Origin of the sequence: Pseudoalteromonas sp. CO342X (assembly GCF_004208915.1) — a bacterium.
GTDB classification, from domain to species: domain Bacteria; phylum Pseudomonadota; class Gammaproteobacteria; order Enterobacterales; family Alteromonadaceae; genus Pseudoalteromonas; species Pseudoalteromonas maricaloris.
On sequence record NZ_SGPH01000034.1, the window covers coordinates 1 to 12,927 of the forward strand.

At 45.5% G+C, this 12,927-nt stretch carries 12 protein-coding genes, 1 tRNA gene and 1 riboswitch; of the genes, 3 read left to right on the forward strand and 10 right to left on the reverse strand.

All coding sequences use genetic code 11. From position 1 onward, the window contains the following. Positions 1-72, reverse strand: a tRNA-Gly gene (locus EXT47_RS14995). A 167-nt stretch (positions 73-239) separates the two neighbouring features. Next, positions 240-785: an oligoribonuclease gene (gene orn, locus EXT47_RS15000; RefSeq protein WP_010607090.1), complete on the reverse strand. Its 546-nt coding sequence runs from the start codon at positions 783-785 to the stop codon at positions 240-242. A gap of 161 nt (positions 786-946) precedes the next feature. On the opposite strand from orn, the gene rsgA reads away from it, so the two are divergent. Further along, entirely contained in the window at positions 947-1,999 is a 1,053-nt protein-coding gene (gene rsgA, locus EXT47_RS15005; protein WP_010368812.1) for a small ribosomal subunit biogenesis GTPase RsgA, read from the forward strand. 99 nt (positions 2,000-2,098) lie between these two features. After that, a complete protein-coding gene (gene asd / locus EXT47_RS15010) occupies positions 2,099-2,965 on the forward strand; it encodes an archaetidylserine decarboxylase (protein WP_039494070.1) in 867 nt (288 codons plus the stop codon). A 23-nt stretch (positions 2,966-2,988) separates the two neighbouring features. Here asd and EXT47_RS15015 read toward each other — a convergent pair whose 3' ends face one another. From EXT47_RS15015 to EXT47_RS15050, 8 genes are all read right to left on the reverse strand, one after another. Beyond that, positions 2,989-3,738 (reverse strand): HesA/MoeB/ThiF family protein, encoded by a 750-nt coding sequence (locus EXT47_RS15015; protein ID WP_039494068.1) that lies wholly within the window; start codon positions 3,736-3,738, stop codon positions 2,989-2,991. Continuing rightward, complete coding sequence (gene thiE / locus EXT47_RS15020; RefSeq protein WP_130126969.1) at positions 3,731-5,254, reverse strand: thiamine phosphate synthase; 1,524 nt, start codon at positions 5,252-5,254, stop codon at positions 3,731-3,733. The genes EXT47_RS15015 and thiE overlap by 8 nt, the downstream gene beginning before the upstream one ends. A 34-nt stretch (positions 5,255-5,288) precedes the next feature. Next, complete coding sequence (locus tag EXT47_RS15025; protein ID WP_130126970.1) at positions 5,289-6,086, reverse strand: thiazole synthase; 798 nt, start codon at positions 6,084-6,086, stop codon at positions 5,289-5,291. A gap of 2 nt (positions 6,087-6,088) precedes the next feature. Beyond that, positions 6,089-6,286, reverse strand: coding sequence for a sulfur carrier protein ThiS (thiS, locus tag EXT47_RS15030; protein WP_130126971.1), 198 nt, complete (start codon positions 6,284-6,286; stop codon positions 6,089-6,091). Next, the gene (locus tag EXT47_RS15035; protein WP_039494061.1) at positions 6,283-7,296 is read right to left on the reverse strand and encodes an FAD-dependent oxidoreductase; all 1,014 of its coding nucleotides are present in this window, start codon (positions 7,294-7,296) and stop codon (positions 6,283-6,285) included. Before EXT47_RS15035 ends, thiS begins: the two co-directional genes overlap by 4 nt. A 221-nt stretch (positions 7,297-7,517) precedes the next feature. Beyond that, positions 7,518-9,470, reverse strand: coding sequence for a phosphomethylpyrimidine synthase ThiC (gene thiC, locus EXT47_RS15040; RefSeq protein WP_130126972.1), 1,953 nt, complete (start codon positions 9,468-9,470; stop codon positions 7,518-7,520). A gap of 118 nt (positions 9,471-9,588) precedes the next feature. Further along, positions 9,589-9,718: riboswitch (TPP riboswitch) on the reverse strand. 68 nt (positions 9,719-9,786) lie between these two features. Next, positions 9,787-10,206, reverse strand: coding sequence for an META domain-containing protein (locus tag EXT47_RS15045; RefSeq protein ID WP_045962604.1), 420 nt, complete (start codon positions 10,204-10,206; stop codon positions 9,787-9,789). A gap of 125 nt (positions 10,207-10,331) precedes the next feature. After that, positions 10,332-10,721: a thioesterase family protein gene (locus tag EXT47_RS15050; protein WP_130126973.1), complete on the reverse strand. Its 390-nt coding sequence runs from the start codon at positions 10,719-10,721 to the stop codon at positions 10,332-10,334. Positions 10,722-10,832: 111 nt separating this feature from the next. On the opposite strand from EXT47_RS15050, the gene EXT47_RS15055 reads away from it, so the two are divergent. Next, positions 10,833-12,911 carry a TonB-dependent receptor gene (locus tag EXT47_RS15055; protein ID WP_130126974.1) on the forward strand — a complete coding sequence of 693 codons (2,079 nt, stop codon included), beginning with the start codon at positions 10,833-10,835 and terminating at the stop codon, positions 12,909-12,911. Positions 12,912-12,927 lie beyond the last annotated feature (16 nt).

Below are 12,927 nucleotides of genomic sequence, written 5' to 3' on the forward strand. Positions count from 1 at the left end.
GCGGCACACGAGGTTCGAACTCGTGACCTCGACCTTGGCAAGGTCGCGCTCTACCAGCTGAGCTAGTGCCGCATTCCGATGTAGCTCTTAATTTTTCGCTGGGCGCAACCTTGAGGTCGCGTCTAACGTTTTAGCAGCTGAGCTTATACTGCTTTAATAATGCTCAAGAAACCCCGCAAGGCTTGTCATCTCAAGCGGGGCAGGATTCTACAAGATAAAATTTGCTTTGCAAGTGTTTTTTAAACTTTGAAGAATTTTTCTTGGTAAACTTTCAGCTCCATGATGGAGTCTTTGATATCATCCAGTGCTAAGTGAGAGCTTTTTTTCTTTATCTCACCCAATAGTTCAGGCTTCCAGCGTCTCGCAAGTTCTTTTATCGTACTGACGTCCAAATTGCGATAGTGGAAATAAGCTTCTAGCTCTGGCATGTATTTGTTGAGGAATCTACGGTCTTGACCAATAGAGTTACCGCACATTGGTGAAGCACCTGGCGGCACCCACTCTTTAAGGAAATCTAGTGTTTGCTTAACTGCATCTGCTTCCGTGAACTTACTCGCTTTACAGCGAGCAGTCAGACCTGAGCGACCATGTTGATTGGTGCACCACTCATCCATATTGTCCAACAGCTCATCACTTTGATGAATTGCCACTACTGGACCTTCAGCTAAAACATTGAGATCACCGTCTGTGATCACCGTCGCGATTTCTAAGATTTTATCTGTTTTCGGTTCTAGCCCCGTCATCTCTAGATCGAGCCAGATCAAGTTTGATTCATGAAAAGTCATACTTTACCTTAGCGGTACTTTCCTTTAGATCCAATGCAATTAGATATATCATATTAGTTTAAACACTCGACCTAAAGCTTTTTTTACCATGCGCGGCGTTTTATTGATTTATAGCCTAAATTTGAACGCTCTGCACGCCTAAGCTTAAACAGATTATAAACATGGCAAAGAAAAAGAAACTCAGTAAGGGCCAATCCCGTCGGATTAAAGCCAATCATCAGAAGCGAATCGATAAAGCGAAAGAGACAGAAGTATCTGATGTTTCATGGCAAAACGACAACTTAGGGCCAACAGAAGCCGCAGTGGTGATCAGCCGCTTCGGCCAACATGCGGATATAGAAACCACAGACCAAGAGGTTTTGCGTTGCAATATCCGTCGTACCGTAACAAGCTTAGTTTGCGGTGATGAAGTCATTTTTCGTCGTGCCAAGGTCAGTGATGGTGACTTAGCCGGCGTAATTGAGGCTGTACATGAAAGGCGCACACAACTCACTCGTCCGGATTTTTATGACGGTGTGAAAGTTGTCGCTGCGAATATTGACCAAATATTGATGGTGTCGGCCGTTGTGCCCGAATTTACCCCTCAAATCATCGATCGCTACTTAGTCGCGTGTGAGGATATGGGGATAGAGCCGATTTTATTACTCAATAAAATTGATTTGCTTGACCAAGAAAGCCTCGAATATATTGACGAAGTCTTAGATATATATCGTGAGCTTGGCTATCGCGTACTGTTAGTCAGTACAAAATCAGGCGAAGGCATTGACGAGCTAAAACACATGCTTGAGGACAAAAATAACATTTTTGTTGGTCAATCAGGGGTTGGCAAATCAACGTTGGTCAATACGGTACTGCCCAATGCAGATATTCTCACCAAAGAAGTCTCCGAAAATAGTGGCTTAGGGCAACATACAACCACAGTATCGCGCTTACACCACTTGCCGTCCGGTGGAAACCTGATCGACAGCCCAGGGATCCGTGAGTTCGGCCTATGGCACTTAGACGTGGAACGCGTCACTTGGTGCTTTAAAGAATTTAGGGAATTTATTGGTGGCTGCCGCTTTAGAGACTGTAAACACCTGAACGATCCGGGATGCTTACTTCGTGAAGCCGTAGATGAAGGTAAAATCAGCGAATTACGTTTTGAAAGTTACCATCGTATTTTAGAATCTATGGCTGATGGCCGCGCAGGTGCGCGCGCGCCTAGAGTCTGATAATATTTGCTAAATTGGCTCAATGACTTGAGCCCTATAGCCACTTCGCAATACAAAAAAAGCGAAAGTGACAAGACTAATAATTAGGAACTGTTAAAAGTGAATTTGGATAAACTAAAAATTGCCATGCAATATGCATTACCTAAACATGCGGTTTCTCGTTTGGTTGGTAAGCTTGCCGCAGCAGAAGCTGGCGCCTTAACCACAAAGCTAATTAAGCTGTTTATCAAACAATATAAAATCGACATGAGCGAGGCATTGCACGAAGATCCAGCTCACTACAAAACCTTTAACGAGTTTTTTACCCGTCCACTGAAGCCGGGGATCCGTCCTTTGGCAGAAGAGAGCGATATCCTTGCCCACCCAGTTGATGGTGCAATCAGCCAACTTGGTGATGTCGTCGATGGTCAGATTATCCAAGCTAAGGGTCACAACTACAGCTTACAGACGCTGCTAGGCGGTAAAGAAGAAGACGTTGCGCCTTATGTTGGTGGTAAGTTTGCAACGATTTATCTAGCACCGAAGGATTATCACCGTATCCACATGCCGGTTGATGGCACCCTTCGTAAAATGATTTATGTACCGGGCGACTTATTCTCAGTAAATCCACTTACCGCGCAAAATGTGCCTAATTTATTTGCTCGTAACGAGCGAGTTGTTGCTATTTTTGACACTGAGATTGGTCCGCTTTCCATGGTACTGGTTGGTGCAACTATCGTTGCTAGCATTGAGACGATTTGGGCCGGTACAGTGACACCACCAGCCGGAAGAGATGTCTTTACTTGGACATATCCAGCAGAAGGTGACAACGCGATAACGCTGAAAAAAGGCGAAGAGATGGGTCGCTTTAAGCTTGGTTCTACCGTGATCTTAGCGTGGGGGGCAAATAAGGCAGAGTTCTTAGATGGCCAAAACCCAGAGACAGTCACACGCATGGGTACGCCTTTCGCAAAAATAGCAGAGTAGAATACTGTATTAGTGGCTTGAAACTATCTCAAGCCACAACATTCACACTCGGGGTTTTTACTGAGCCCATACTGCTTTTGCTGCAAACTCATAGCATCTAGCGTACAAAATACGCTTCCTTGGTGATGTCCAAGTAACACGTTTATGGTCAATAAAGCTTGCTGCGCACCGATCACCCCCAGTAATGGACTAATGACGCCAAAGTTGTCACAATTCTCCACTGGTGTTTGCGAACCCTCAGGGAAAACGCAAGCATAACAAGGTGACTCAGCCCTAAAATCAAAGCACATGAGTTGGCCTTGTGTAGCGATAGCAGCGCCTGCTATCAACACCTTGCTCGCTTGATGACAATACCTATTGAGCAAATAACGTGTAGTAAAGTTATCGCTGCAATCCAAGACAATATCTGCATCACGGAGTAACTCGGCGACGTTCTTATCGGTCAACCTCGCTTTAATTGGTACTAGTGTGATCTCGTTATTGAGACTTGCCAGCACCTTTCCTGCTGCTTTGGCTTTTTGCTGACCAAGGTGGTTCACCTTATACAGAATTTGCCTTTGTAAGTTAGACAATTCCACGTCGTCATCATCAACAAAAGTAAGCTTACCAATGCCACTCGCCGCTAAGTAAAACAACGCTGGACTTCCCAGCCCACCGCAGCCAACCACAGCCACATGCGCCTGTTTCAATGCGAGTTGGCCTTGCTCACCAACCTCTTTTAACAGCAAATGGCGACTATACCTTAGCCGCTCTTTGTCATTGAGTTCAGTCATGCCGCGCCATAGCTTGCTTTAATTCTAGTACGGCCTGCTGTGGGTCTTGGGCCTCAGTGATAGCTCTTACAACCGCGATACTAGATACGCCAGTTGCAGCCACTTCTGGCACGCGACTAAGATCAATGCCTCCAATAGCGACTGTTGGATAGCTACTTTGCATCAAAGGCACAAAATGTGTCAGCTTTTCCAGCCCTTGGATTTGGCCGGTCATGTCTTTAGTCGTGGTTGGGTAGATAGCACCAAAAGCCAAATAACTTGGGCGATAGTTATGCGCCCGGAGCATTTCATAAAAACCATGGGTCGAAATACCTAAACGCAGCCCTGCCTCTTGGATGGCAACAAGATTAGCTTTATCGATATCCTCTTGGCCCAAATGAATTCCATAAGCGCCGTGTTTAATCGCTAACTGCCAGTAGTCGTTAATAAACACCTTCGCATCGTATTTTTGTCCAAGTGCAATGGCAGTTTGTATTTCAGCTTCAAGATTAGCTTGCTCTGGATCTTTAATTCTCAGCTGCACCGTATCGACACCTAAAGCAAGGCACTTTTCCACCCAGTCAGCGCTGTCCACCACGGCATAAAGGCCAATAGGGTCGTCAATGCTGGCAAAGCCTGCGGCAAAATTAAATTCCTCAGGTAAAGCAAACTCTAATTCATCAGCAAGCCAAGAGCCCGCTTCTATCACTTGCGGGTAATCATTAAGCTCAACTGGAAAACTCGTATGCGCAACAGGGCCCACACCTTCGCCATAACGTATCGCCGCTTTTAATCCAGCGTTGATATACGCTTTTGCAAGAATAAAAGCATCTTTAAATGGGTACTCCTTGGCCATACATGCCGCGATCACTGACGATAAACTACACCCAGTACCATGGCTATGCGGTGTTTGAATTTTCTCATTGCCAAGCCAATACTCGGTATCACCCGCTAAGCCATAATCAATGCAGTAGCCTTTTGGGTAATCCCAATGACCGCCTTTAATGATCACCGACTTTGCACCAAATTCACTCAATTTGGCAGCAGCCTCTTTTACCGCTTCAGGACCTATCAAATACACGCCTGTCAGCAGCTGAGTTTCGTGTGTATTGGGTGTAATGATATCCACCAGCGGTAATAAATGGGTTTTTAACGCATCCACCGTGTCTTCTTCGGTTAATGAATCCCCGCTGGTCGCGATAGCTACTGGATCATAAACCACAAGCGGCGGCTTTTCCCATGTTGCTTTATAATGCTCGAGGTGTTCAGCAATCAGTTGGATCTGCTGAACATTGGCGAGCATGCCAATCTTTATCACCGTTGCAGGCATATCTTGCGAAAGCGCCGTCAGCTGAGATTCGATAACCGTGGTCGAAACCGGGTTTAACGCTTCCACTCCTAAACTATTTTGCGCCGTCAACGCAGTTACTACGGTACAACAATGAACATTAAAGCTCTGCGTTGCTTTGATATCCGCTTGAATACCAGCGCCGCCGCCAGAATCAGAACCCGCAATACTCCAAACGATGTGTGACAAAGAGAACTCCTTATGTAGTTATCCGCAATTCAAGTTAGTTTGCGTGCCAAAAAGGCATGCCTAAGGTTGGCGTAGAAGGTGATGCCACCTCTTTTTGTGGCATTGCTTTTGCCAAATAAGACAGACGCCCTGCAACCGTGCTGGCTTCAAACGCTTTTGCCATGGTGATAGGACAGCCCGCCCCTGCCACTGCCGAATTCAATAGTACGGCATCATAACCCAGCTCTAGAGCTTGGCAAGCATGAGACGGCAAGCCGAGTCCCGCATCGACAATCAAGGTTTGATGAGGTAAACGCGTGCGAATGGTTTGCAGGTTATATGGATTTAACAGCCCTTTTCCCGTACCAATTGGTGCGCCCCAAGGCATTAAAACTTCACAACCAAGTGCATCTAAACGCTGACACAGCACCAAATCATCAGTGCAATAAGGCAATACCTTAAACCCGTCTTTTAGCAAAATTTCGGTGGCTTCGAGCAATGCAATTGGGTCTGGCTGTAAGTTATATTCATCACCAATGAGTTCAAGTTTAATCCAATCCGTGGCAAACACTTCCCGGCACATCTGCGCCAAAGTCACCGCTTCTTTTACGCTGTGACAGCCTGCCGTATTTGGTAAGACTCGTAGTCCCATCTCTTTGATAAGCGTCCAAAAGTCATCACCCGCCTGCTTAGTTTGCTGGCGTCTCAGTGACACAGTAACAATTTCAGCACCCGAGGTGGCGATAGCCGCCTGCATTACCTCCGGAGAAGGATAAAGTGCTGAGCCAATTAACATGCGGTTAGTAAATTGTTCACCATAAATAGTGAGCTTAGTATCAGTCAAAGACTGCATATTTATCCCCCTTGAATTGGCGATAAAAGCTCAATCTTATCGCCGTCGCTCAATGTCACGATTGGGAACTCCGTGCGGGAAACAAAAGTACCATTAAGCGCGACGGCAAAAGGCGGCTTGGCACCTCTGGCTTCAATAAATTCCTGAATATTTTGCTCGCGGTTGATATTAATCGTTTCGCCATTAAATTCGACTTTCATAATAACTCCTTAGATAGTGCTTGTTTCACGATAAGCGGTGCCAGCAGATAACCGTGTCTATATAGGCCATTGATACTGATCACATTACCTTGTTGTTCAATTTTGGGGTGATTATCTTTAAAGGCAGGTCTAAGTCCTGCTAATAAAGACAATACTCGCGCTTCGGCAAACCCACGATGAACTGAATAAGCAGCAGAGAGTAATTCGAGTGTAGAACGTACCGTTATCTCACCATTATCTTGCGACTCAATTTCCGTCGCACCAATAACAAACTGATGGTCTGGCTTTGGCGCAATGTAAATGGGGTATCTTGGGTGCATCAAGCGCACAGGTCGAGTCAAGGTCACTTCTGGGGCATAAATTCTCGCCACTTCGCCGCGTACGCCACGAAGCCCATTACACGTGGCTTTCGCACCAAGACCGCGACAATCAATCACCCAGTCATACGCTTGACTAAGCTGCGCCTTTTGCGCTTCGTTACAATGAACACCGTAGTTAATCTCTACACCTTGCTTAGTTAATGTTGCCGCACTACTTTGATAAAACGCCTGATTATCAAGCTGGCCTTCGCAAGGTAAATACAAGCCTTGATGAAAGACACCGCCAAGCTCTGGTTCCAATTGCGCGATCCGAGCGCCATTTACCACTTCCGCGCTATGATCTCTTAACGGTTTTAAGCGCTGCTGAAAACTCACTAAATCACCACGGTCTTGACCATGTGCCACAATAAGGGAGCCTTGCTGCTGAAAAAATACCGGATTTTCCAGTTTCGCCAGTAATTGTGGCCACAGTTTCATGGACTCCAGCCCTTGCAGCGCCAATGCTTCATCGCATATCACAGACTCAGCCAACGGCGCTAACATGGCCGCCGCGACACTACCTGCTGAGCTCTCCGTACCTTGCTTTGCTTGTTCAAACACGCTGATTTGATAGCGCTCAGCGAGCATCAATGCAGCGATGCGCCCAGTTAAGCCAAAACCCAAGATAGCAACACGTGCTTGAGTAGACATAGCTACACTCCTAAAATTAGCCACCCGACGGGCATCAAGGTGGCTATGATGGGATGAGTTATACCAATTTGCTTTATTAAGTGATCTATTTTGAGGCAAGAAAATCTTGTCGATAACAAGGCAAAAGTTTTGCTATTTAGTTGTTCTAAATAAGAAACTTTTAACGCAGTTAGCGTCAGATTTACTCCCTCAAATTGAGCAAGTATTAAGACAAAGTGGTATCATAAGGCTTTGTGGTAAAGCTCAGAGCCTGATTGCTTAAACTCTTCCGATTTTGCTTTCATCTCAGCTTCAACATCCACCATTTTAATGCTGATCTCTTCGCCTACATTATTAGGGTCGATGCCTCGCGCTTCTAACGCTTTCGCATAGTCGCGTACATCTTGGGTGATCTTCATCGAGCAGAATTTAGGACCACACATAGAGCAGAAGTGAGCGACTTTGCCCGACTCTTGCGGCAAGGTCTCATCGTGATATTCACGAGCACGCTCTGGATCTAGACCGAGATTAAACTGATCGTGCCAGCGGAACTCAAAGCGTGCTTTAGACAGCGCATTGTCACGAACTTGAGCACCCGGATGGCCCTTCGCCAGATCCGCTGCATGCGCCGCGATCTTATAGGTGATCAAACCTTCTTTTACATCTTCTTTATTCGGTAAGCCTAAGTGTTCTTTTGGTGTCACATAGCACAGCATGGCACAGCCATACCAAGCAATTTGCGCCGCGCCGATCCCAGAAGTGAAGTGATCATAACCCGGAGCAATATCGGTAGTGAGTGGGCCAAGCGTGTAAAACGGTGCTTCATCGCAGTGCTTTAGCTGCTCTTCCATATTCTCTTTGATCATATGCATCGGCACGTGTCCTGGGCCTTCAATAAAGACCTGAACATCGTGTTTCCACGCAAGCTTAGTTAACTCACCAAGGGTACGCAGTTCGCTAAATTGTGCTTCGTCATTGGCATCGGCAATAGAACCAGGACGCAAGCCATCACCTAACGAGAAACAAACATCGTATTGCTTTAAGATTTCACAGATGTCTTCAAAGTGCGTGTAGAGGAAGTTTTCTTTGTGATGCGCTAAACACCACTTCGCCATAATTGAACCACCGCGAGACACAATACCCGTCACGCGTTTTGCCGTCATTGGCACGTAACGCAGTAGTACTCCCGCATGGATAGTAAAGTAATCCACGCCTTGCTCAGCTTGCTCAATCAAGGTATCGCGGAAGATCTCCCACGTTAGATCTTCGGCAACGCCATTCACTTTTTCTAGTGCCTGATAGATTGGAACCGTACCGATAGGCACAGGAGAGTTACGTACCACCCACTCGCGGGTCTCATGAATGTAGCGCCCTGTCGACAGATCCATTACGGTATCTGCACCCCAACGGGTCGACCATACCATTTTTTCCACTTCTTCTTCGATAGAAGAGGTCACTGATGAGTTACCAATATTGGCGTTAACTTTGACTAAGAAGTTACGTCCGATAATCATCGGCTCAGTCTCAGGGTGATTAATATTGTTTGGTAGTACAGCACGACCACGGGCGATTTCATCACGCACAAATTCAGGCGTAATAAACTCAGGAATACTGGCTCCAAACGATTGGCCTTTGTGTTGCTGCGCGAGCAATTCTTCACGCAACTTAGCGCGTCCCATATTTTCACGGATCGCCACATATTCCATTTCAGGCGTCACTATGCCTTGGCGGGCGTAGTGCATTTGCGTGACATTTTTACCCGCCTTGGCACGGCGAATTTTAGGTAAATGTTCAAAGCGAATATGATCAAGTCCTTCATCCGCCATACGCTGCTGAGAAAACTGTGACGTCACCGACTCTAGCATTTCAGTATCATCGCGCTCAACTATCCACTGCTCTCTAAATTTAGGAAGACCAGCACGAACGTCAACCGGTACTTCAGGATCTGTGTATGGACCTGAAGTATCATAAACACGAATGGGATCGTTTGATTCAAATACCGGATTTTCTTCGGTGCCACCAACAAACGAATCACTTAGCGTGATTTCACGCATACCAACGCGTACGCCTGCTTGCTCGCCCTTCACATAAACTTTATGTGAGTTTGGAAAAGGTTGGCCTTTAAGGTTATGGATAAATTCTGCCGCGGCTGCTCGCGCTTCACGACGACTTAGCTTGCTACTATTGTTTGACATGACGTCCCTCTTGTTTTCATACAAAGGTGTCTTGTCAGATCTCCAACAGGAGAGAGACGAGGATAGTCCTCGGGTAAGGTGGATAGCAATAAACCACTATTGCTACAGACAAACGCAGCGCGTTTGCTGTCTTGTTCCCTACGCAGGCATTAACCTGATCAGGTCCACGGATCCCGCAAAATGCGATCTCAGCCAGACTATCTGCAACAAATTTGCTGCAAAAACTCAAGGCACTCCGACAAGTAACGAATTAGCGCCAGTCTACTTGCTAACACGAAAGCTCGCAAGCACTGACACTGGAATTCTTATTTTCAGCTTATTGTTTAATAAAACTAAACTGAGGTTTTCCTTTTAAGGTCAACTTATTAGCATTTACTTCAAGCAAGACACCAATTTGTAATTGGTTAATAAGCTGCGATTCAACCTGAGCGATTTCTTCACCGCAGTACTTACGCGTCATGCCTAAGTTTTTAACTTTTAACTGCCCTTCGACAATTTCGCCTTCACCAAAAAAGCGATTACAACCCGCAAAACCATTGACTTGCAGTGCATCGATAAAACGAATATCAATAGGCTTTTCACCAAGTCCAGCGTCTGATTGTAATTGCGTAATATCTTGGCCATTAATACTCTGTAACTGCCAAGCGGAATACTTAAGCGCTTCCGTGTCTACCTTCCCTGTCGATATACATCCACTAAGCGCCATTATTGCGCCGATTATGCTGATGAATTTCATGGTAAACCATCTATTTTATGCCCTGAGTTTATTATAACGTTTCAAGACACAAAAATAGCAGTAAAATTCTGTAAAAATCACTCAATTGAGTATTTTACCATCGCTATGTTTACATATCGTAGTATTTAATTAAATAAGTGTGTAATAGCGTCAGGTAAAAACGGTCTACCGCGCTCATTCACCGAAGTTCCAGTGACCACAGCATCTAGCATTAGCTTATCGTCATGCGCTCTTATCACTTTTTGCTTAAATGCGAACTTTACTCTGCTTTCACGCTCAAGTGCGACTTCAACATAAAACTCATCGCCTGGACGTAACGAGTCTTTGTAATTCATTTCGCTCCGAATAACGACTAAGTTCACTTTTTGCTCTGCAAGCGCTGCAAAATCAACGTTATTCGCCAATAAAAACTCATGTCTTGCGTGCTCTAAATAATTAAAATACACGCTGTTATTAACTATTCCCTGTAAATCACACTCATAGTCTCGGACTTTAAAATCAACTTTAAAACTCATATCTGGCCTATTTGTTTAACATTTGCGGGCTAACATATAACACAATTTCACTGTCAACTGGTCTGGCTTTTGTTAAACTGTGCCCAATTAAAAATGGGACAAAGATTAAGCATGAAGTTAAAACTCTCTACGATCACCTTGGCACTGCTGCCATTTTTCTCTCATCAGGCACTTGCCGACGATAACCTAGAAACCATTGTCGTCACTGGCGATTTTCAGAATGAAACTATCCAGACATTAAGTGCAAGCGCTTCGGTGGTTGACGAACTCACTATCGCTAAGCGTGGTGCGCAATATTTAGATGAGATACTAGGTGCCACCGCTAACGTTAACTTTACGGCAGGTGCGTCTCGTGGTCGCTTTATGCAAATCCGTGGTATCGGCTTACGTTCACAGTTTGTTGATCCTATTTATCCCAGCGTTGGCTTATTAATTGACGGTATTAATTATTCTGGATTAGGCGCAAGTGCGCTGCTTTTTGATACTGAGTCAGTGGTGGTGTATCGCGGCCCTCAAGGCACTAAATTCGGTTCTGATGCTTTAGCAGGAATCGTTGAAGTAAATACCCAAGCCGCTACCACAGCGCCCTCATTAAAAGTGAAGTTAGGCGCAGGTAATTATGGTAGCTACGAAGCAGGCCTTGCTGCTGGCACAGGATTAAGCGACGACACTGCTGTGCGCGTCAGCCTCTATCAACGAGAGTCTGACGGTTACGTAGATAACCTCTACCTAAACAAACCCACTCAGCAACAAGACGAGCAAGTAGCAAGAGTGAAACTTAACTCTCAAGTGAGCGATAATCTCGCACTAGAGTTTGCTTATCACCATATTGATACTGAAAACGGGTACGACGGTTTCACCCTGGATAATTCACGTAACAGTGTTGCTGATACCCCAGGCCAAGACAACCTCAGCTCCGATGCGTTTTCACTACGCGGAATTTATACTCGCTCAGACTTATTCAATGTCGAATTTAAAGTATCTGGGCTAGATGCTGATACTTTATATAGCTACGACGAAGATTGGGTATGTAATGACGCAGCTCAGCCAGCGCTATGCGCAGCAGGATTACACCCTGAAGGATATAGCTCAACCGATGCCTACGAGCGTAACCATGAAAATGGCAACATAGAATTTTTAATCAAAGATAAGCAAAATGACTGGGTGGTAGGTGTTTTTGCAAAGCGTAACGATGTTGATTTGACCCGTCATTACACTTGGCTTGAGAACCCATTTACGTCAGCATACACCGTAGAAAGCAAAGCGATTTTTGGTCAATACGTGCATCACCTTTCAGACAAAACTCGCCTAATCGGTGGTCTTCGCGCGGAGCAATATGACGCTGACTATTTAGATAGTAACGGCTTTAGTATCGAAACCGATGATGTAATGTGGGGCGGAAAAGTCGCACTTGAATATCAAGTTGTACCGCGCACTATGATCTACACCAGCCTTACTCGCGGTTACAAAGTCGGCGGTGTAAACGGCGAAGCACTGGCAAAAGCCAAAGATGAAGGTTTAAATATTCCGGCTGAACACCATTACTTTGACCCTGAGTATGTTTGGAACGCTGAGTTTGGTGTAAAAGGTGAGTCTGAAGACAAGCGTCACCTTGTGCGTGTTACCGCGTTTTATATGCAACGCGATGATATCCAGCTAAAACAATGGCAAGTTTCTAACCAGCAATTTGCAGGCTACATCGACAACGCCAGTAAAGGCAGTAACTACGGCCTAGAAGTTGAAGGCAACCTACAATACACGGACCGCCTTGGTTTTAGCTATAGCGCAGGCTATTTAGAGACCGAAATTGAAGACTTTGTGGCTGCCAGTGGCCTAAACCTTGATGGTCGCGACCAAGCACAAGCGCCAAATTATCAATACTCGTTTGCCGTCAATTACGAGTTAATGGATAACCTAGTGGTTGAATTGGGTGTAGAAGGCAAAGACAACTATTACCTCTCGGACAGTCACAATGAGCAAGCGCGCAATCATAACCTGATCAACGCAAGCCTTAGTTACTATGGTGACAACTGGTCATTAACGGCTTGGGGTAGAAACCTAGCAGACGAAGACATTGTAGTACGTGGCTTTAGGTTTGGTAATAATCCATTAGACGGCTGGCAAGACAATACCTATGTACAATACGGCGAGCCGCGCGTTTATGGCCTAAGTTTTACTTACGAACTGTAGTACGACCCGTTTATCG

Coding starts and splice junctions, on each gene's coding strand:
- EXT47_RS15015 (WP_039494068.1), bottom strand. CDS start 3,738: ATGACTGAACTCAATGACAAAGAGCGGCTAAGGTATAGTCGCCATTTG.
- EXT47_RS15050 (WP_130126973.1), bottom strand. CDS start 10,721: ATGAGTTTTAAAGTTGATTTTAAAGTCCGAGACTATGAGTGTGATTTA.
- EXT47_RS15045 (WP_045962604.1), bottom strand. CDS start 10,206: ATGAAATTCATCAGCATAATCGGCGCAATAATGGCGCTTAGTGGATGT.
- orn (WP_010607090.1), bottom strand. CDS start 785: ATGACTTTTCATGAATCAAACTTGATCTGGCTCGATCTAGAGATGACG.
- EXT47_RS15035 (WP_039494061.1), bottom strand. CDS start 7,296: ATGTCTACTCAAGCACGTGTTGCTATCTTGGGTTTTGGCTTAACTGGG.
- EXT47_RS15025 (WP_130126970.1), bottom strand. CDS start 6,086: ATGCAGTCTTTGACTGATACTAAGCTCACTATTTATGGTGAACAATTT.
- thiS (WP_130126971.1), bottom strand. CDS start 6,286: ATGAAAGTCGAATTTAATGGCGAAACGATTAATATCAACCGCGAGCAA.
- thiC (WP_130126972.1), bottom strand. CDS start 9,470: ATGTCAAACAATAGTAGCAAGCTAAGTCGTCGTGAAGCGCGAGCAGCC.
- EXT47_RS15055 (WP_130126974.1), top strand. CDS start 10,833: ATGAAGTTAAAACTCTCTACGATCACCTTGGCACTGCTGCCATTTTTC.
- rsgA (WP_010368812.1), top strand. CDS start 947: ATGGCAAAGAAAAAGAAACTCAGTAAGGGCCAATCCCGTCGGATTAAA.